At 62.4% G+C, this 17,713-nt stretch carries 21 protein-coding genes; 15 read left to right on the top strand and 6 right to left on the bottom strand.

The features are described 5' to 3' along the window. Positions 1-3 precede the first annotated feature (3 nt). The gene (locus tag ACT5M9_RS04595; protein ID WP_457981377.1) at positions 4-903 is read right to left on the bottom strand and encodes a glycyl-radical enzyme activating protein; all 900 of its coding nucleotides are present in this window, start codon (positions 901-903) and stop codon (positions 4-6) included. 195 nt (positions 904-1,098) lie between these two features. Between ACT5M9_RS04595 and fsa the strand changes: the two genes are divergently transcribed. Next, on the top strand, positions 1,099-1,749 hold the full coding sequence (fsa, locus tag ACT5M9_RS04590) for a fructose-6-phosphate aldolase (RefSeq protein ID WP_438548893.1): 651 nt from the start codon (positions 1,099-1,101) through the stop codon (positions 1,747-1,749). A gap of 75 nt (positions 1,750-1,824) precedes the next feature. Beyond that, positions 1,825-2,013, top strand: a complete 189-nt coding sequence (locus tag ACT5M9_RS04585; RefSeq protein WP_438548894.1) for a hypothetical protein — start codon at positions 1,825-1,827, stop codon at positions 2,011-2,013. Here ACT5M9_RS04585 and ACT5M9_RS04580 read toward each other — a convergent pair. Beyond that, positions 2,010-3,206, bottom strand: coding sequence for an HD-GYP domain-containing protein (locus tag ACT5M9_RS04580; protein ID WP_457981379.1), 1,197 nt, complete (start codon positions 3,204-3,206; stop codon positions 2,010-2,012). The two genes, ACT5M9_RS04585 and ACT5M9_RS04580, sit on opposite strands and share 4 nt — an antisense overlap. 194 nt (positions 3,207-3,400) lie before the next feature. Between ACT5M9_RS04580 and rsuA the strand changes: the two genes are divergently transcribed. Continuing rightward, positions 3,401-4,093 (top strand): 16S rRNA pseudouridine(516) synthase RsuA, encoded by a 693-nt coding sequence (gene rsuA, locus ACT5M9_RS04575; protein ID WP_457981381.1) that lies wholly within the window; start codon positions 3,401-3,403, stop codon positions 4,091-4,093. Positions 4,094-4,262: 169 nt separating this feature from the next. Here the strand turns inward: rsuA and ACT5M9_RS04570 are convergent, their stop codons facing one another. After that, positions 4,263-5,174 carry a DMT family transporter gene (locus ACT5M9_RS04570; RefSeq protein WP_457981383.1) on the bottom strand — a complete coding sequence of 304 codons (912 nt, stop codon included), beginning with the start codon at positions 5,172-5,174 and terminating at the stop codon, positions 4,263-4,265. Positions 5,175-5,413: 239 nt separating this feature from the next. Here ACT5M9_RS04570 and ACT5M9_RS04565 point away from each other — a divergent pair, with 239 nt between their 5' ends. Together ACT5M9_RS04565 and yfcE are read left to right on the top strand one after the other, a co-directional pair. Continuing rightward, on the top strand, positions 5,414-7,078 hold the full coding sequence (locus ACT5M9_RS04565) for a peptide ABC transporter substrate-binding protein (protein WP_457981385.1): 1,665 nt from the start codon (positions 5,414-5,416) through the stop codon (positions 7,076-7,078). Then, positions 7,075-7,617, top strand: a complete 543-nt coding sequence (yfcE, locus tag ACT5M9_RS04560) for a phosphodiesterase (protein WP_457981387.1) — start codon at positions 7,075-7,077, stop codon at positions 7,615-7,617. The genes ACT5M9_RS04565 and yfcE overlap by 4 nt, the downstream gene beginning before the upstream one ends. Positions 7,618-7,641: 24 nt before the next feature. Here yfcE and ACT5M9_RS04555 read toward each other — a convergent pair whose 3' ends face one another. The 3 genes from ACT5M9_RS04555 to flgA all read right to left on the bottom strand — a co-directional run bounded on the left by ACT5M9_RS04555 (position 7,642) and on the right by flgA (position 9,070). Continuing rightward, the gene (locus ACT5M9_RS04555; RefSeq protein WP_457981389.1) at positions 7,642-8,058 is read right to left on the bottom strand and encodes a flagellar protein FlgN; all 417 of its coding nucleotides are present in this window, start codon (positions 8,056-8,058) and stop codon (positions 7,642-7,644) included. Continuing rightward, positions 8,055-8,369, bottom strand: a complete 315-nt coding sequence (gene flgM, locus ACT5M9_RS04550; protein ID WP_438548901.1) for a flagellar biosynthesis anti-sigma factor FlgM — start codon at positions 8,367-8,369, stop codon at positions 8,055-8,057. The genes ACT5M9_RS04555 and flgM overlap by 4 nt, the downstream gene beginning before the upstream one ends. A 95-nt stretch (positions 8,370-8,464) precedes the next feature. Then, positions 8,465-9,070, bottom strand: coding sequence for a flagellar basal body P-ring formation chaperone FlgA (flgA, locus tag ACT5M9_RS04545; RefSeq protein WP_457981658.1), 606 nt, complete (start codon positions 9,068-9,070; stop codon positions 8,465-8,467). Positions 9,071-9,304: 234 nt separating this feature from the next. Here flgA and ACT5M9_RS04540 point away from each other — a divergent pair, with 234 nt between their 5' ends. The 10 genes from ACT5M9_RS04540 to ACT5M9_RS04495 all read left to right on the top strand — a co-directional run bounded on the left by ACT5M9_RS04540 (position 9,305) and on the right by ACT5M9_RS04495 (position 17,660). After that, positions 9,305-10,216: a chemotaxis protein CheV gene (locus ACT5M9_RS04540; RefSeq protein ID WP_438548902.1), complete on the top strand. Its 912-nt coding sequence runs from the start codon at positions 9,305-9,307 to the stop codon at positions 10,214-10,216. An 18-nt stretch (positions 10,217-10,234) separates the two neighbouring features. Then, complete coding sequence (locus ACT5M9_RS04535) at positions 10,235-11,059, top strand: CheR family methyltransferase (protein ID WP_349918493.1); 825 nt, start codon at positions 10,235-10,237, stop codon at positions 11,057-11,059. A gap of 62 nt (positions 11,060-11,121) precedes the next feature. Next, positions 11,122-11,520 carry a flagellar basal body rod protein FlgB gene (gene flgB, locus ACT5M9_RS04530; protein WP_349918492.1) on the top strand — a complete coding sequence of 133 codons (399 nt, stop codon included), beginning with the start codon at positions 11,122-11,124 and terminating at the stop codon, positions 11,518-11,520. Beyond that, positions 11,520-11,939, top strand: coding sequence for a flagellar basal body rod protein FlgC (gene flgC, locus ACT5M9_RS04525; protein WP_349918491.1), 420 nt, complete (start codon positions 11,520-11,522; stop codon positions 11,937-11,939). Before flgB ends, flgC begins: the two co-directional genes overlap by 1 nt. A gap of 15 nt (positions 11,940-11,954) precedes the next feature. Next, positions 11,955-12,689 carry a flagellar hook assembly protein FlgD gene (locus ACT5M9_RS04520; protein WP_457981392.1) on the top strand — a complete coding sequence of 245 codons (735 nt, stop codon included), beginning with the start codon at positions 11,955-11,957 and terminating at the stop codon, positions 12,687-12,689. 12 nt (positions 12,690-12,701) lie between these two features. Further along, positions 12,702-14,060, top strand: coding sequence for a flagellar hook protein FlgE (gene flgE, locus ACT5M9_RS04515; RefSeq protein ID WP_438548904.1), 1,359 nt, complete (start codon positions 12,702-12,704; stop codon positions 14,058-14,060). A gap of 148 nt (positions 14,061-14,208) precedes the next feature. Next, positions 14,209-14,955, top strand: a complete 747-nt coding sequence (gene flgF, locus ACT5M9_RS04510; RefSeq protein WP_438548905.1) for a flagellar basal-body rod protein FlgF — start codon at positions 14,209-14,211, stop codon at positions 14,953-14,955. Between the two features lie 14 nt (positions 14,956-14,969). Then, on the top strand, positions 14,970-15,758 hold the full coding sequence (flgG, locus tag ACT5M9_RS04505; RefSeq protein ID WP_010675290.1) for a flagellar basal-body rod protein FlgG: 789 nt from the start codon (positions 14,970-14,972) through the stop codon (positions 15,756-15,758). A gap of 98 nt (positions 15,759-15,856) precedes the next feature. After that, positions 15,857-16,528 (top strand): flagellar basal body L-ring protein FlgH, encoded by a 672-nt coding sequence (gene flgH, locus ACT5M9_RS04500; RefSeq protein WP_438549027.1) that lies wholly within the window; start codon positions 15,857-15,859, stop codon positions 16,526-16,528. A gap of 34 nt (positions 16,529-16,562) precedes the next feature. Beyond that, a complete protein-coding gene (locus ACT5M9_RS04495) occupies positions 16,563-17,660 on the top strand; it encodes a flagellar basal body P-ring protein FlgI (protein ID WP_438548906.1) in 1,098 nt (365 codons plus the stop codon). Positions 17,661-17,713 lie beyond the last annotated feature (53 nt).

Below are 17,713 nucleotides of genomic sequence, written 5' to 3'. Positions count from 1 at the left end.
ATCTTATCCTCGGGTGACAGGGGTCAGCCCCTGGCGTTGGGCGTGGGTGTGGGCGAAGTGGAGCAAATCCGGATCATCGAGGGGCCGGCCCGGCGCCTCGTAGGGCAAGTCCAGCAGGGCATATTTGCCCATGCCGAGGGTGTGATAGGGCAGGAAGTGGATCTCGGTCACCCCCTTCAGGCCGGCGGCGGCCTCTATGATGGCCTTGATGGAATCTTCATCCGCGTTGAAACCGGGGATGAGGGGCACCCGGATCTGCAGGGGGATGCCCTGCTCGGCCAGGCGCCTGAGGTTGGCGAGCACCCGATCCGCCTTGCCGCAGGTCCAGCCGAAGAAGCGCTGCTCGTCGACGTGTTTCAGATCCGCCAGCACCAGATCGAGGTGGGGCAGGCTGGGGGCTATCTGCTGCCAGGGCACGTGCAGACAGGTCTCCACCGCGGTGTGCAGCCCCTCGGCCTTGCAGCGCGCAAGCAAGGTGGCGGCAAATTCCGGCTGCATGAAGGGCTCGCCGCCGGAGAGGGTCACCCCGCCGCCGCTGCGCTCGAAGAAGGGGCGATCCCGCAGGATCTCGGCCATCAGCTCATCGAGAGAAGGCTCATGGCCGCAGACGGTCAGGGCTTCGCTCGGGCAGAGATCCCGCAGGGACAGCAGATGGTCCCGGGTCAGATGGGCGCGATCGATCTGCAGGACTTCCTCCCGGCGGCTGATGGCAGTCGGGCAGGCGTTCTGGCAGAGGTCGCAACCGCTCAGGCAACGCCTGGGGTCGAACAGGAGCTCGGGTCTGGGGGAGCGACTCTCCGGGTTCTGGCACCAGCGACAGGCTAGCGAACAACCCTTGAGGAACACCAGGGTGCGGATGCCGGGGCCATCGTGAGTGGAATAACGCTGCAGATCGAAAATCATGGGACCTCATCATGGTGCTCGGGGCTGCCGGTGGTGCGCTGCGCCGACTGAAGGTGGCGAACGACACCCGCTCAAATGCTATGTTCGACATTCTATTTGCTTTCGTTCGTAAGTTGATTTGATTTTGATCAAGTGTTCTCGGGATCGGTTGTCGCTAGAATGGGGCGGCTTGAACATCCCATTAAGGAGTCAGAGATGGAGCTTTATCTCGATACGGCCGATGTGGCCGCGGTACGTCGCTGGTCCAGGATCCTGCCGCTGGCGGGGGTCACCACCAATCCATCCATCACGGCTGCCGGCGGCATGCCGCTGCCCGAGCTGCTGCCCGCCCTGCGGGAGGTGCTGGGACCCAAGGGGCGGCTGTTTGCCCAGGTGATGGCGAAGACCGAGACAGAGATGGTGCGCGAGGCGTTTTCCCTGCGTGATCTTGACCGGGATCTGGTGGTCAAGATCCCGGTGTGTGAAGAGGGGCTGGCGGCCATCAAGACCCTCTCGGCCAACGGCGTACCGACCCTGGGCACCGCCGTCTACACCCCGTTGCAGGGCGCGCTGGCGGCGCTGGCCGGCGCGCACTATGTGGCGCCCTATGTCAATCGGCTCGATGCCCAGGGGGGGGATGGCATCGCCACCGTGCAGGAGCTGCAGCAGCTGCTGGCGCTGCATGCACCGGGCAGCAAGGTGCTGGCCGCCTCTTTCCGTACCCCGCGCCAGGCGCTGGACTGTCTGCTGGCGGGTTGCCAGTCCATCACACTGCCGCTGGATGTGGCCGAGCAGTTGCTGAGGGTGCCGGCGGTGGATGCGGCCCTGGTGAAGTTTGATGAGGACTGGCAACGGGCCTTCGGTTAAGGCCGGGAAGGGGAGGGAATACTAGACTCTGGGGGAGGGCCCGGCATCCCGGGCCCCTTGGTCGGAGCTAACCCCATGAGCGATAACTCCCTGCTGCCTCACGGTGAAGACTTGCGCCGCGCTATACGCTGGCTGGGCGAGCACCATCAGCACGATCTGCGGGCCATCGAGGAGGCGAGCCTGCGTTTTGATCTGTCCCCCCTGGATGAGGAGTTTCTTATCCGCCATTGCCGTGAACAGGCCCCCGGCGCCCAGAGCCGCTAGACGAAGTGGGCCAGGCTGATGCCAAACTCCTTGGGGTCCACGGTGCACTCTATGGTCTCCTGTCCCCCGCTGCGGGCGAGATCCAGCCACTGCACCTCCAGGTAGTGGCGCTGGGCGGCGTGATAGATCACCTTGACCACCGGCTTGAGGGGCTCCTGGGGATTGCGCTGCATGACGATGGCGAGGCGCTGGTTGGAGAGCTGCACCAGGGTACCGACCGGATAGACCCCCATGCACTTGATGAAACGGGTCACCAGTTCCCGGTCGAAGTGGTGATCCGCCCCCTTGAGCAGGATCCGGAACGCCTGGGTCGGCTGCATCCCCTGCTTGTAGACCCTGTCCGCCGTCACCGCGTCGTAGACGTCGACGATGCCGCTCATGCGGGTGTAGAGGGAGAGCTGCTCCCCCTTCAGATGACGGGGATAGCCGCTGCCGTCGAGCCGCTCGTGGTGGTTGGCGGCCACCTCCAGCATGGTAGGGGTGATGCCGGCGGTGGCGAGCAGGATGTCGTGGCTGTGCACCACGTGCTGGCGCATGATGCCGAACTCCTCATCGGTGAGCTTGCCCGGCTTGTTGAGCACCTCGTCCGGGGTCATGATCTTGCCCACGTCGTGCAGCAATCCCCCCAGGGTCAGCTCCTTTAGCACGTTGCGCTCGAGGCCGAGGTAGCGGCCAAAGTTGGCCAGCAGGATGGCCACGTTCATGGAGTGCTCCATCAGGTAGGCATCTTTGGCCCGGATCCGGGCGAGGCATAGCATGGCATCCCCGTGGCTGAACATGGTATCCACCATCTCCTCGGCCACGGCGGCGAGGGGGGTGATGTCGATGGGCTCTCCCGCCTTGAGTTGCCGGATGAACTTGCCCTGCAGCTCCCGCGCCTCCTGATAGAGACGGCGGATCTTGAGTTCGCGCCCCTCGCCGTTGGCAGGGCTGCCCGGCCGTTGGGGACCGGCGGTAGGGGCGGCGGGGTCGGGGGAGAGGATCTGGTCGACGCCCGCCAGCTTGCTGCGGGCGAGATCCACCCGCACCGTGCTGACGCCGCGGCGAACGAGAGAGGCTATCTGTTTGCGATCGGTGACCAGCCCCATCTGGGCGATCTCCATGGTGCCGGTCTGGCTGGTGATGGCGATGACATACATGCCGGGCTGCAACTGGCTGACGGGGATGACGGGATGAGGCGTGTTCGACTTCATACGACTTCCTGCGATTCTTATTATGCGTAACGTGGGCCCTCTGTTGGCAGTCTACCACCGGGCGGCGGTGGCGTCATGGCCGCTGGCGGCTAGCCGTCCGCCAGGGGGCCGGCCAGAGTGCGGCCATAGTACTGGCGTTGCGGGGCCTGGCCGATATAATGACGCCCCTTTCATCATGGACTCCGAGGTTGTGCATGCGGCTCGATAAATTTATTTGCGATTGCTCCGATTTGACTCGCTCCCAGGCGGGCAAGCTGATCCGCCAGGGGGAGGTGATGGTGGATGGCATTCAGGTCAAGCAGCCGGCCTTTCATATCAACGAGCAGAGCCAGATCGAGTTTGACGGTGTCATGCTGACCCTGAACCAGCAGAACCGCTACTTCATGCTGCACAAGCCGGAAGGCTATGTCTGCTCCAACGAAGACCCGGATCACCCCACCGTCTTCTTCCTGATGGACGAGCCCTCCATGGGCAAGCTGCACGTGGTGGGGCGTCTGGACCTCGACACCACCGGGCTGGTGCTGGTCACCGACGATGGCCAGTGGTCCCACCGCATCACCTCCCCGCGCCACGAATGCGCCAAGACCTACCATGTCTGGCTGGCGGATCCGGTGAGCGAGGATGCCATCTCCCTGTTCGCCGATGGCGTTTATCTTCGCAACGAGAGCGACAAGACCAAGCCGGCCCAGCTTGAACTGCTCGGGGAGTGCGAGGCGCGCCTGACCATCCACGAGGGCAAATATCACCAGGTGAAGCGGATGTTTGCCTCCATCGGCAACAAGGTGGTGGGGCTGCATCGGGAACGGATCGGCGCCCTGACTCTGGATGACGACCTGGCAGAAGGGGAGTACCGCGAGCTGACCGCCGAGGAGATCGCGCAGTTCTAATCTCTCGACCCGGCAACGGATGTCCGATCCTGCCACGCAATAACCGTCGTCGATGACGACGGGGCTAACGAAGCGGCAGGATGGAGGGGATGACGAGGGAGACCGCCGGGCGGGGGAAGCGCTTACCTTCCCCCGCCCGGACTCGTTGAGCGGGAAGAGGCCAAGGGGATCAGCTTCCCCCCATCCCCATCCCCAGGACCAGGGCCGTGCCCAGGGTCGCCAGCAGGGCGCCCGCCCAGGCGGGCAGGGCGGGGCGAGTGCCCGAATGCCACCACAGCAGGGGCAGCAGTATGACGGGAGTGGTGGAGGAGAGGATGGCCACCATGCCCACATCCCCCTGGCGCAGGGCCACCAGGATGAGGGTCATGCCGAGGGCCATGGCGAGGAAGCCGTTGATCCCTATCATGCCGAGCACCCGCCGGTTGATGGGGTAGTGCGGCATGGCCAGCGGCACCCGCAACAGCCGCAGGGTGCAGTGCGCCAGCAGGGCGCTGCCCATGCGAACGCCGGAGGCGCTCACCGCATCCACCTCGCCGCCCATCATCACCGGCTTGGCGATGATGGCGCCCAGACTCTGGCACAGGGCGGCCGTGAGCCCGAGGGCGATGCCGATGGCGAGGTGACCGCGTACCTGTTCCCACTCGTTGTCCTGCGCGCCGCCGCGCCGCCCGAACAGAATGGCCAGCATGACCCCGGCCAGCACCAGCAAGGCCCCCACCAGCCGCCAGCCGCCGAGCTGCTCGCCAAACAGCCAGAGCCCGAGCAGGGCGGAGAAGAGCGCATGGCAGGAGAAGAGCAGGCCGCTGCGCCTCGGGCCCAGCCGGTTCATGCAGGCAAAGAGAGCAGTGTCACCGACGAAGATGCCGATGAGCCCGGACAGGGCCAGCAGGGGCAGGGCACTCTCGGTCAGGGTCTGCCAGCCGCCGGTGGCCAGGCTGGCGCCTCCCAGCATCAGGCTGACCAGGAACATCCGCCAGCGGCTGTAGGCGAAGGCCCCCAGATGACGGGCCGGTTTGACGGAAATCAGGGCGGCGACCGCCCATAAGCCGGCTGCGGCCAGCGCCAGCCACTCGTACCCCATAACATATCCCTGCATACATGGTCGAAAAGGCGTGCCAGGTCATGGGGGCTCCCAGGCTGGCGGACATCGCAAAAAACTTCTGAAAAAAATAGCCCGAAAGACTCCATCTGCCGGGCAAGCCCGATACAATACGGGCCGTCTTCGGGGATAACAAGCGCGGCATCATGCATTCTTGTTCAAGGCGCGCCGCCGGCCTTCCCCCTATGTTGCAGTGAACAGAATTGAATGAGGTTGATGTCATGCTTTACCCCCTTGCCCCCAAACCCGCTCGCCGCTGGTTTCCCCCCTTTCTGCTTGGCCTGATGCTGGCCTCCCCCTTGCAGGCGACCACGGTCGTGCAAGCCCCCGTGCTGGCGGACAGACAGACCCTGGTCAAGGGGAACGGGGCAGAGCCCGAGTCTCTGGATCCGGCCCAGATCCGTTCAGGCTTTCCCGGGGAGGTGGTGCTGGTGGACCTGTTCGAGGGGCTGGTGAGCGAGGATGGGCAGGGCCGGATAGTGCCGGCCCAGGCACAGCGTTGGGAGACCAGCGAGGACGGGCTGGTGTGGCGCTTCTTCCTGCGCCCCCAGCTCAAGTGGTCGAACGGCGACCCCCTCAAAGCCCAGGACTTCGTCTATGCCTGGCGGCGACTGCTGAGCCCGGCGCAAGGCTCTCCGTCCGCCGGCTTGCTGCTCGCCACCGGCATCAACAACGCCCAGTCCATCTATGCCGGCGCCCTGGATCTCAACGCCCTGGGGGTGGAGGCCGAGAGCGACCAGATCCTCAAGGTGACCCTGGAGCGGCCCGTGCCCTACTTCCTGCAGCTCATCAGCCAGCGCCCCTTCGTGCCGGTGAACCAGCAGGTGATCGAGCAGTTCGGCAAGCAGTGGACCCAGCCCGGCAAGCTGGTGAGCAACGGGGCCTACAAGCTGGTGAACTGGGTGCCGAACGAGCGGATCGAGGCGGAGCGCAACGCCCAGTACTGGGACGATGCCCATACCCGCATCCAGCGGGTCACCTATCTGCCGCTGGCCTCCCAGCATGCGGAGCGACTGCGCTACGAGGCGGGGGAAATTCAGCTCACCAACAAGGTGGCGCTGGAGTATTACCAGAAGACCAGGGAGGCGACCCCTGAGCGGATCTGGGGGCTGCCCCTGCTCGGCACCTATCTCTACACCTTCAACCTGCGCCGCCCCGAGCTGCAGGATGTGCGGGTGCGTCAGGCGCTCGCCATGGCCATCGATCGCCGGCTGCTGACCGAGAAGGTGAGCGGCCAGGGGGAGCCGCCGGCCTGGTCCCTGCTGCCAGCCATGCCGGGTTATGAGGAGCTTGGCTCCGACTGGTCCACGCTGGATCAGCCGACTCGCCTCGCCAAGGCCACGGCCCTGCTGAACGCGGCGGGCTACAACAGCACCCACCCCCTCAAGCTGACCCTGACCTACAACACCTCGGAGAATCACAAGAAGCTGGCGTTGGCGGTGGCCGCCATGTGGAAGCCCCTGGGGGTGGAGGTGGCGCTCAACAACATGGAGTGGAACGCCTACCAGGTGGCGAAGGACAGCGGTGATTTCATGTTGGCCAGGTCATTCTTGTTTGGTGATTATGTCGAGCCGTCTTCCATGCTCGGCAGTTTCCGCTGTCAGGATCCCCAGAACGAGAGCGGCTACTGCAACCCCGCCTTCGATGCCCTGCTGCAACAGGCGGCGGACAGCCTGGATGGCAACGCCCGCAACGGCTTCTACCATCAGGCCGAGCGGCTGCTGATGGAGGAGATGCCCGCCATTCCCGTCTATCACTACAACCAGATGCGGTTGGTGGATCCCTCCCTGCACGGCCTGCCGAGCAGCAATCTCAAGGGATCCATCGCCACCAAGGATCTCTATTTCAGCCAGCCGTCTGTGGCACAGGAAGGGAGCGCACCATGAAGATAGCCATCATCTCCGACCTGCACGGCAGCCTGCCGGCGCTGGAGTCGACCCTGGCGCGGCTAGAGCCCTGGCAACCGGATCACTATCTGCTGCTCGGGGATCTGCTCAACCACGGTCCGCGCAATCCGGTACCCGAGGGCTATGCCCCGGCGGCGGTGGCCGAGCGGCTCAACCAGCTGGCGCCGAGGATCATGGCGGTGCGGGGCAATTGCGACTCCGAGGTGGATCAGATGTTGCTCGACTTCCCCATTACTGCGCCCTACAACCAGCTGCTGGTGGACGGGCGGCGCTGGTTCGTCAGCCACGGCCACCTCTATCAGCCGGAGGCGGTGCCCCTGCCGGCGGGCAGCCTGTTCATCAGCGGCCACACCCACCTGCCAGTGCTCAAACGGGAGGGAGAGTTGGTGCTGATGAATCCGGGGTCTGTCTGTTTCCCGCGGGGCGAGTGGGCGGCAAGTTATGGCCGTTACGAAGATGGCATCCTGAGTATTCACGGCTGCGCCGATGGGGCAGAGCTGATGCGGCTGGCGTTGTAACGGTAAGAGGAAGAAAAGGGGCTATCAGGCCTTGATGCCGAGGGAGCGCGTCCCCGAGCGGGTGTTGCCCTTGGCGTCATAGGTGAGGGAGCTGCTGTCTCTCAGCTTGCTGAGGAAGCTGGCCAGACGGCGGTTGGAGATGATGCTGAGTTCGAGCAGGCGGCCGTTGAGGTCGTTTTGCTCCTGACAGGCATCCAGCTTGCTTTGCAGGGCTTGCAACTGGGCGGGGAAGGCGCTGAGCTGCTGGCGCAGATCCGGCTGCTCGGCCAGGGTCTTGTCCAGGGCTTCGATGGCTGTCAGCAGTTGCTGCTTGCGCTCGGCCAGGGCCGGCAGGGCCAGTGCCCTGTGCTGTTTGAGCAGGTCAAACTCCTCTGCCAGTACGCCTTGCATCTGGGAGAGGTTGTCGTCCTGGGCGCGGAGCAGCGAAGGCAGGTCCATCATCCGAGCCGTTTATCCAGATCCGCTTCGAAGCTGAACATCTTCTTGGCGACGGCTTCGCTATCGACCTTGTATTCACCGCTGGCGATGGCCTTCTTCAGGCTCTCGACGCGGCTCTCGTTGCCGGTCGAGACGGTGTTGAGGGTTTTGCTCATCTGTTGCAATTGCTGTGCCTCGCTGGTCAAGGAGACAGAGTCAGCCTTGACGGGGGTCGCGCGGCTGCCTTCGGCCGAAGTCGTAGACTTGTTGGCGGTGCTGGTTGCATTATTTTGCAGCCGGCTGTTAGCCAAGTTGTTGATATTGTTGATAGCCATAGGGTTACCTTCGTCTGCTTTGCTGTTCGCTTATCTGGTTATCGGTGACGGCGGTCAGAACTTTAGAAAAAAATATCGGATCATTAACAAAACAATCAGAACGTGACCACCACCGAGCCGACGGCATCGACCTTGCCTTGTACCTGCCTGCCCGAGCGGATGTTGACGAGCCTGATCATGTCTCCGAAGCTGCCATCTTGCAAGGCTCGGGCCATGGTTTTGATCTGCATGCTGCTGTTTTCGGCGCTCAGGGTGACCTGATCCCCTTTGCACACCACGCACACCTGGGTGAGGCGGATGGGCTGGCCCGGTTTGAGTTCGCGCTTGCTGCGCACCCCGATGAGGGGGGCGGGGTCGCTGAGATAGTCGCCGCGGATCAGGGTCTGATCCTGATAGGCCAGGGTCAGCATGCCCTCGCTCAGGATATCCCCCTTGGCCACGGGGACCGAAACGGTGACATAGGGTTTCTGGATGCTGACCCGCACCGGCAGGTAGAGATCCCAGGGCTTTTCCCCCTCGCACTTGAGGTAGACGGTGGTGTTGCGGCGGATCTCTATCTTGCCGGGGAAGGAGATGGTCAGCGCCTCTTCGCAGCGGTTCAAGGGGAGGCGTTCATCGATGGAGGCGGCGGTCACCTCAGCCTGGGCATCCAGGGGGATATCCAGCTGGCCGAGCACGAACTCCTGTGCCTGCTCTTGCAGGTATTGGGTGACCTCGGACGCCATGGCCTGAGAGAGGCCGCAAAAGGGCAGTAAGATGAGGAAAAGTCTACTAATCATTTTTGCTTGCCGGTCGATAAGCTGTTCACGTATACCACCGTAGTTAACTATGCTTGCTGCAGAATTCGGCAGCCCAGACAACAAGAGTCTGACGCACGCCAGCCTGTATGCGAAGACATATGCATGATTAATGCCAAGCGTTTTTAGGGAGTGTTTATGGCGGGTATTCTCGATTCGGTCAATCAACGTACCCAGCTAGTGGGGCAAAACCGGCTGGAGTTATTGTTGTTTCGTCTCAACGGACGTCAAAGATTTGGCATCAACGTCTTCAAGGTGCGCGAGGTGCTGCAGTGTCCTCCCCTGACCGTCATGCCCAAGCTGAACTCCTGCATCCGCGGGGTGGCTCACATCCGTGGCCAGACCATTTCGGTCATCGATCTCAGCATGGCGATGGGCAAGCGCCCCATCCAGGATCTCTCCAAGTGCTTCATCATCATCTCCGAGTACAACAGATCCATTCAGGGATTCCTGGTGCATTCGGTCGAGCGCATCATCAACATGAACTGGGAGTCCATCCTGCCACCTCCCAAGGGGGCCGGTCGCATCAACTACATGACGGCGGTGACTGAGGTGGACGGCGAGCTGGTGGAAATTCTGGACGTGGAGCGGATCCTGAACGAGATCTCGCCGGTCTCCACCGAGGTGAGCGCCGAGCTGGTGGATGCCAGCGTGGAGCGCAATCCCCATGGCCGTCCCGTGCTGGTGGCGGACGACTCTTCGGTGGCGCGCAAGCAGGTGCAGCGGGCGCTGGAGGCGATCGGCGTGCAGTGCGTGCTGGCCAAGGACGGGCGTGAGGCCCTCAACATGCTGCTGGAGATGGCCAAGCAGGGGCCCATCCTGGATCAGCTGGCCCTGGTCATCTCGGACATCGAGATGCCGGAGATGGACGGTTACACCTTCACCGCCGAGATCCGCAACAATCCCGCACTCAAGGATTTGCATGTTATTCTGCACACTTCCCTCAGTGGGGTGTTTAATCAGGCCATGGTTCAGAAGGTTGGTGCAAACAACTTCATCGCCAAGTTCCAGCCGGATGAGTTGGCCAAGGCCGTACAAGGCGCACTCTAATAAAGAAGAAAAAACTGCATGAAGACACTTTCGGACGACTTATACAAACAATTCAGCAATTTTCTGGCGCAACAGAGCGGGATCGTGCTGGGTGACAACAAACAGTATCTGGTCAAGAGCCGCCTGTCGCCCTTGATGACTCAGTTTGGTATCGAGAGTCTGTCTGAACTGGTGACCCGTTCCATGGGGATCCGGGAGCGGGAGCTGAAGATGGCCGTGGTGGACGCCATGACCACCAACGAGACCCTGTGGTTTCGCGATACCTATCCGTTTCAGTTATTGAGCGACAAGATTTTCCCCGAACTGGGCAAGAGCGGCCGTCCCATCAAGATCTGGTCTGCCGCCTCCTCCTCCGGCCAGGAGCCCTATTCCATCGCCATGACGGCTCTGGAGCAGCAGGTCAAGCGGCCGGGTACCCTGCCGGGGGGGGTGCAGATCGTGGGCACCGACATCTCCAGCACCATGCTCAACCAGTGCAAGGAGGGGGTCTATGACAGCCTGGCCCTGGCCCGAGGCCTCTCCCCCGAGCGCAAGCGGCTGTTCTTCGAGCCCTGCGGTGACAACAAGATGCGGGTGTCGGAGCGTGTCAGAAAATTGACCAGCTTCCGCCCCCTGAATCTGCTGGAGAGCTACAGCCTGCTCGGCAAGTTCGACATCATCTTCTGTCGCAACGTGCTCATCTACTTCGCCCCCGAGGTGAAGTCCAAGATCCTCAACCAGTTTGCCAGCAGCCTCAATCCTGGCGGCTATCTGATGCTGGGAGCCTCGGAGTCCCTGGCCGGCCTCACCGACAAGTTCGAGATGATCCGCTGCAACCCCGGCATCGTCTACAAAGTCAAATAACACCCTTCTAGTCCCTCTTTGGCACACCTCTTGCTAAACATTCGTGAAGCAGGAGGTGTGCTATGGCAATTTCATTCGACAAGGCATTTGGGGTTCACCAGTACACGCTGAGCGTTCGCGCCAAGCGTGCCGAGGTGCTATCCAGCAACATCGCCAACGCGGATACCCCGGGCTTCAAGGCCAGGGACATCGATTTCTCACAGGCGTTGCAACAAGCCCAGAGCCAGCAAGGGTTCGGTCTTGCCACCACCAGCGAGAAACACTTCGCCTTGCAGATGGATGCCCCGGGCACGACCCAGTACCGCAACCCCCTGCAACCGGATACCGGTGACGGCAATACCGTGGATGTGCAGGAGGAGCGCAGCGAGTTCCTGCGCAACAGCCTGGAGTACCAGGCCTCCCTCGAGTTCATGAACGGCAAGATAAGCGGCCTGCTCAAGGCGCTGAAAGGAGAACAGTAATGAGTTTGTTCAAGGTCTTTGACATTGCAGGCTCTGCCATGAGCGCGCAGTCCGTTCGCCTCAACACGGTGGCCAGCAACATGGCCAACGCCGACAGCGTCAGCTCCAGCGTGGAAAAAACTTACCATGCCAGGCGGCCAGTCTTTGCCGCCCAGCTGGATCAGGCCATGTCCGACAAGCAGGCCTCGGTCGGGGTGGATGTGAAGGGCATAGTCGAGAGCGATGCCCCCTTGCTCAAGGAGTACAACCCCAATCACCCCATGGCGGACAAGGACGGCTTCATCTTCAAGCCCAACGTCAACATGGTGGAAGAGATGGCGGACATGATCAACGCCTCCCGCAGCTACCAGACCAACGTCCAGGTCGCCGATGCAGCCAAGAAGATGCTGCAGCAGACCCTTGGCCTCGGCAAGTCCTGATAAGGGGGCGCATAGATGGCAGATACCTACGACAGCCTGCTGGGGGTCAACCGGACCACGAACCAGACCAGTACGGCCAACACCAGCACCCAGAAAAAGGAGCTGGATCAGGAGTCTTTCCTCAAGCTTCTGACCATGCAGCTCTCCTATCAGGATCCGTTCAAGCCGGTGGATAACGCCCAGATGTTGTCCCAGATGACATCCATGTCGACCTCCCAGGGGATCAGCAGCCTCTCCACCCAGATGGAGAGTCTCAACAGCCTGATGACCTCCAGCCAGGCGCTGCAGGCGTCGGCCCTGGTGGGCCAGAACGTGTTGATACCCTCCAATACCGGTTACCTGGAGAAGGGGGAGAACATCTCGGGTGTGATCGCCACCGGCGACGGCGCCAGCAACATCAAGGTGACGGTGAAGAATGAGAGCGGCCAGGTCATCAAGGAGTTCTCCCTCGAGGGAGACAAGAAGGGCAACGTGGCCTTCGAGTGGGATGGCAAGGACAAGGACGGCAACCTGGTCAAGAGCGGCAAATACAGTATCGAGGCGCACGGTACCGTGAATGGCAAGTCCGAGAGCATGCCGGCTCTCACCTACGCCAAGGTGGAGAGCGTGACCCTGGGTACCAGCTCCAACCCCAGCACCCTCAAACTCAAGGGACTGGGTGGCATCTATCTGACCGATGTATTGGAAATTGGCGGGACGAACGGCAAGTCGACCACGACCCCGGAACCGACCCCTAACGCAGTGATCTAAGGAGATAAAGACATGTCATTCAACAATGCCCTCAGTGGCATCAATGCGGCTCAAAAAGACCTGAACGTCACCGCGAACAACATTGCCAACGTCAACACCACCGGCTTCAAGGAGTCCCGCGCCGAGTTTGCAGACGTCTATGCGAACTCCATCTTCGTCAACGCCAAGACCCAGGTGGGTAATGGTGTGGCGACCGGCGCCGTGGCTCAGCAGTTCCACCAGGGGGCGCTGCAATTTACCAACAACGCGCTGGATCTCGCCATCCAGGGCAACGGCTTCTTCGTGACATCCGATGGCCTGTCCAATCTGGATCGTACCTACACCCGCTCCGGCGCCTTCAAGCTCAACGAAAGCAGCTACATGGTGAGCAACTCCGGCGGCTACCTGCAGGGGTATGAGATCAACTCCGACGGCACCCCCAAGGCGGTCAGCATCAACGCCACCAAGCCTATCCAGATCCCGGACAGGGCCGGTGAGCCGGTACAGACCTCCAAGGTCGAGGCCGGCTTCAACCTGCCTTCTACGGCAAAGGCGCTGGCGGCGGGCAATGGGGCGGGGGATGCCTCCAAATTTGATCCCAAGGATTCGAGCACCTACTCATCCTCCACCTCAGTGGTGGTCTACGACTCTCTGGGTGAGCCCCACACCATCACTCAGTACTTCGTGAAAGAAGCCGACCCGGCCGACCCGACCCAGGCGGCTGTGCCGACGGCCTGGCGCATGTACCTCTATCAAGGGGACAAGCCCATCGACGTCGCGGGTGGGGTTGCCACTACCATGGCGACCGGCGTCAGCCAGGCGCCTCTGAGTGCCCGTGTGACCTTCGATGCCTCCGGCAAGATGGTGACGCCGACCACGCCGGCCGTCATCAAAACCGAACAACTGGGGGCGGCGGGGGCCGGCATCATCACCAACGGTGCCGACGGCACCCAGGAGATCGAGCTCAAACTGGGTACAGTGACCCAGTACGCCTCGCCCTTTGAAGTGAGCAAGCTGACCCAGGATGGCTCCACCGTCGGTCGTCTGACCAAGGTCGAGATCGGGGCGGACGGCATCGTCTCCGCCACTTACAGCAACGCCACCACCGTCAAGGTGGCCATGGTGGCCATGGCCAAGTTTGCCAACTCCCAGGGGCTGACCCAGGTGGGGGACACCTCCTGGCGTCAGTCCATGCTCTCCGGTGACGCCCTGCCGGGTACCCCGAACTCCGGCACCTTCGGCTCCATCAAGTCCTCGGCCCTGGAGCAGTCCAACGTGGACCTGACCACTGAGCTGGTGGATCTCATCACCGCCCAGCGCAACTTCCAGGCGAACTCCCGTTCCTTAGAAGTGAACAGCTCCCTGCAGCAGAGCATCTTGCAGATCCGCTAATCTGCAGGTCGGTGATAAAGGGGCGCTTCGGCGCCCCTTGTCGTTCTCTATATTCCCTGTCTTTTTCCTTGCCTGTCTCGCCACTACCCTCACTTGGCATCCTACTTGCAGTTGTCCCCCGAGAGTCATCAGTTTGACGGAGGATCCCATGGATCACCTGCTTTATATCGCCATGTCCGGGGCCAAGGAGAACATGAACAGCCTGGCTGTGCGTGGCAACAACCTGGCCAACGCCAACACCATCGGCTTCAAGTCTGACTTCGAGCAGGCGCGCAGCATGCAGGCGTTTGGCGAAGGGTTGCCCACGCGGGTGTTTGCCATGACGGAGAGTCCGGGTCAGAACCTGCAGCACGGCCTGCTGCAGACCACGGGTCGGGATCTTGACGTCGCCGTCGACGGTCCGGGTTGGATTGCGGTGCAGGATCCTAACGGCGGTGAGGCCTATACCCGCATGGGCAACCTGCAGCTGAACGAAGCCGGCAACCTGCAGACCTCCACCGGTCTCAACGTGGTGGATGACGGCGGTCAGCCCATCGTGCTGCCCCTGCCCATGGAGAAGATCGAGATCAACCGGGACGGCACCATCAGCGGTCGCCCGGAAGGGGCCGCCGCCAACCTGCCGGAGGATTTCCAGCGCATCAAGCTGGTCAATCCTCCCGCCGATGCGGTGGCCAAGGGGCAGGATGGCCTGTTCCGTCGCAAGGATGGCCAGACCGAACCGGCCTCCGCCAATGTCGGCCTGCTGGCGGGCTCGCTGGAAGGCAGCAACGTCAACGTGGTTGACGAGATGACCAACCTCATTCGCTTGCAACGTCAGTTCGAAACTCAGGTCAAGATCATGAAGACCGCCGAGGAGAATGACGAGGCCCAAACCCAGCTGCTGCGTATCAGCTAATCAAGGAGCATTAAATGAATCCTGCACTCTGGATCAGCAAGACCGGCCTCGATGCCCAGCAGACCAACATATCGGTCACCTCGAACAACCTGGCCAACGCCAGCACCGTCGGCTACAAGAAGGCCCGCGCCATCTTCGAGGATCTGCTCTATCAGAACATCAACCAGCCCGGTGGGCGCTCCTCGGCGGACACCGAACTCCCCTCCGGCCTGATGCTGGGGGCGGGGGCCAAGGTGGTCGCCACCCAGAAGAACCATAGCCAGGGCAATGTGCAGACCACGGACAACTCCCTGGATCTGATGATAAGCGGGCGCGGTTACTTCGAAATTCAGCTGCCGGATGGCAGCGCCGCCTATACCCGCAACGGCCAGTTTACCCTCAACGATGAGGGCACTATCGTCACCCCGGGCAACGGCTATCCGCTGCAGCCGGAGATCCAGATCCCCGAGAATGCCCAGAGCGTGACAGTAGGGGAGGATGGGCAGGTCTCTGTGCAGCTCAAGGGGGATGGTCAGTCCCAGGTGGTGGGTCAGATCAACACCACGGATTTCGTCAACCCCACAGGCCTGCAACCCATGGGGGAAAACCTCTTCCTCGAGACCCAGTCCAGCGGCGCGCCCATCCAGGGCACCGCCGGTGCGGACGGGCTAGGGGTCATCAAGCAGGGGATGCTGGAGACCTCCAACGTCAACGTAACCGAGGAGCTGGTGAACCTCATCCAGGCCCAGCGGGTCTATGAGATGAACTCCAAGGTCATCTCGGCGGTGGACTCCATGATGTCCTTCCTGACTCAGCGGACCTAAGGGAAGGCGGCGTGATAAAGAGACTATCTTGGCAACGCTTGGCGGTGGAGGTCCTAGTGTCCTTCCTGACCCAGCGCACCTGATGTAGGAGACCCATGATGAAAGCCATATGGATGCTGAGCCTGCTGACGCTGGCTGGCTGTACCAGTACCCCCAACACCGCCAGACCCGACGATCCCGAATTCGCCCCCGTCTACGGCGAATCCGAGCCCGTGTCGGTGCGCCCCACCGGCGCCATCTTCCAACCTGAGCAGGTCAACGGCATCTATTCGGACATCAAGGCCCACAAGATCGGTGACATCATCACCATAGAGCTGGCGGAGTCCACCTCGGCGTCGAAGAAGGCCAATACCCAGAGCGGCAAGGACAACAGCTTTGACCTGTCACCCGTGAGTCTTGGCGGGGTGCCGGTGACGGCCAGCCCCTACAATCTGTCCGCCTCCGTGGATCAGAGCAGCGCCTTCAAGGGCCAGGCCAAGGCGGATCAGAGTAACAGCCTGCAGGGCAACATCTCGGTCAGCGTGGTCAAGGTCTTGCCGAACGGCAATCTGCTGGTGCGCGGCGAGAAGTGGATCATGCTCAACAACGGCAATGAATACATCCGCATCACCGGTCTGGTGCGCCCGGAGGACGTGAGCTCAGAAAACAGCGTCTCCTCCCAGCGGGTCGCCAACGCGCGCATCCATTACGGCGGCACCGGCGATCTGGCCAACACCCAGGAACAGGGCTGGCTCACCAGCTTCTTCAACGGCCCCTGGTGGCCCATCTAGCATTCAGGGCCCTGGTGGTCTTTTAGGAGCTCTCATGAATCGACTTCGTCTGCTCGCCTTGCTGTGCTGCTGCCTGCCGCTCGGGCTGGCGCACGCCTCGCGCATCAAGGATCTCACCTCGGTGGAAGGGGTGCGCAGCAACCAGCTGATCGGCTACGGCCTGGTGGTGGGCCTGCCCGGCACGGGGGAGAAGAACAACGCCTTCACCGAGCAGACCTTCAGGACCATGCTCAACAACTTCGGCATCAAGGTGCCGGATAACATCAAGCCGAAGATCAAGGACGTGGCCCCTGTGGCCATCCACGCGGATCTGCCCGCCTTCTCCAAGCCCGGCCAGACCATAGACGTCACCGTCTCCGCCATCGGCGAGGCCAAGAGCCTGCGGGGCGGCACCCTGCTGCAGACCTTTCTGAAAGGTCTGGACGGCCGTGTCTATGCGGTGGCTCAGGGCAGCCTGGTGGTGGGGGGCCTCGGGGCCGAGGGTGCGGATGGCTCCAAGGTGGTGGTCAACACCCCGACCGTGGGGCGCATCGCCAACGGTGCAACCGTAGAGCGGGAGGTGCCCAACTCCTTCAGCCAGGGGGACACCATCACCTTCAACCTGAACCGGCCCGACTTCACCACGGCCAGGCGGGTGGCGGACGTGGTCAACGATCTGGTGGGGCCGAACACCGCCCAGGCGCTGGATGCCACCTCCATCAAGGTGTTCGCGCCGCGGGATCCGGGCCAGCGGGTCTCCTATCTCTCCACCATAGAGAACCTGGAAGTGGATCCGGCGAGCGAAGCCGCCAAGATCATCGTCAACTCGCGCACTGGCACCATAGTTATCGGCAGCCAGGTCAAGCTGCGGCCGGCGGCCATCAGCCACGGAGGCCTGACGGTCACCATCGCCGAGAACCAGCAGGTCTCCCAGCCCAATCCGCTGGCGGGCGGCCAGACTGCCATCACCAACAACTCCACCATCAACGTGCAGCAGGAGCCCGGGCGCATGTTCAAACTCGACACCGGCGCGACCCTGGACGATCTGGTGCGGGCGGTGAATCAGGTGGGAGTGGCTCCCGGCGATCTGATGGCCATCCTGGAGGCCCTGCAGCAGGCGGGCGCCATCCAGGGTCAGCTGGTGATCCTGTAAATGGGCCGCTGGGGTGATGAGGGGATGACGGGCCTCGCCGCTGGGCGGGCGGC

The organism is Aeromonas sp. AE23HZ002T15 (genome assembly GCF_054165525.2).
This window is presented reverse-complemented; position numbering and strand designations above follow the sequence as displayed.

Bases quoted from the DNA above. Each gene is read 5' to 3' on its own strand.
- ACT5M9_RS04570 (WP_457981383.1), bottom strand. From the start codon at position 5,174: ATGGGGTACGAGTGGCTGGCGCTGGCCGCAGCCGGCTTATGGGCGGTC.
- fsa (WP_438548893.1), top strand. From the start codon at position 1,099: ATGGAGCTTTATCTCGATACGGCCGATGTGGCCGCGGTACGTCGCTGG.
- ACT5M9_RS04535 (WP_349918493.1), top strand. From the start codon at position 10,235: ATGAAGACACTTTCGGACGACTTATACAAACAATTCAGCAATTTTCTG.
- flgG (WP_010675290.1), top strand. From the start codon at position 14,970: ATGAATCCTGCACTCTGGATCAGCAAGACCGGCCTCGATGCCCAGCAG.
- ACT5M9_RS04540 (WP_438548902.1), top strand. From the start codon at position 9,305: ATGGCGGGTATTCTCGATTCGGTCAATCAACGTACCCAGCTAGTGGGG.
- flgE (WP_438548904.1), top strand. From the start codon at position 12,702: ATGTCATTCAACAATGCCCTCAGTGGCATCAATGCGGCTCAAAAAGAC.
- ACT5M9_RS04555 (WP_457981389.1), bottom strand. From the start codon at position 8,058: ATGATGGACCTGCCTTCGCTGCTCCGCGCCCAGGACGACAACCTCTCC.
- ACT5M9_RS04520 (WP_457981392.1), top strand. From the start codon at position 11,955: ATGGCAGATACCTACGACAGCCTGCTGGGGGTCAACCGGACCACGAAC.
- ACT5M9_RS04580 (WP_457981379.1), bottom strand. From the start codon at position 3,206: ATGAAGTCGAACACGCCTCATCCCGTCATCCCCGTCAGCCAGTTGCAG.
- flgF (WP_438548905.1), top strand. From the start codon at position 14,209: ATGGATCACCTGCTTTATATCGCCATGTCCGGGGCCAAGGAGAACATG.
- flgH (WP_438549027.1), top strand. From the start codon at position 15,857: ATGAAAGCCATATGGATGCTGAGCCTGCTGACGCTGGCTGGCTGTACC.
- ACT5M9_RS04595 (WP_457981377.1), bottom strand. From the start codon at position 903: ATGATTTTCGATCTGCAGCGTTATTCCACTCACGATGGCCCCGGCATC.
- rsuA (WP_457981381.1), top strand. From the start codon at position 3,401: ATGCGGCTCGATAAATTTATTTGCGATTGCTCCGATTTGACTCGCTCC.
- flgM (WP_438548901.1), bottom strand. From the start codon at position 8,369: ATGGCTATCAACAATATCAACAACTTGGCTAACAGCCGGCTGCAAAAT.
- flgC (WP_349918491.1), top strand. From the start codon at position 11,520: ATGAGTTTGTTCAAGGTCTTTGACATTGCAGGCTCTGCCATGAGCGCG.
- flgB (WP_349918492.1), top strand. From the start codon at position 11,122: ATGGCAATTTCATTCGACAAGGCATTTGGGGTTCACCAGTACACGCTG.
- ACT5M9_RS04495 (WP_438548906.1), top strand. From the start codon at position 16,563: ATGAATCGACTTCGTCTGCTCGCCTTGCTGTGCTGCTGCCTGCCGCTC.
- ACT5M9_RS04565 (WP_457981385.1), top strand. From the start codon at position 5,414: ATGCTTTACCCCCTTGCCCCCAAACCCGCTCGCCGCTGGTTTCCCCCC.
- yfcE (WP_457981387.1), top strand. From the start codon at position 7,075: ATGAAGATAGCCATCATCTCCGACCTGCACGGCAGCCTGCCGGCGCTG.
- ACT5M9_RS04585 (WP_438548894.1), top strand. From the start codon at position 1,825: ATGAGCGATAACTCCCTGCTGCCTCACGGTGAAGACTTGCGCCGCGCT.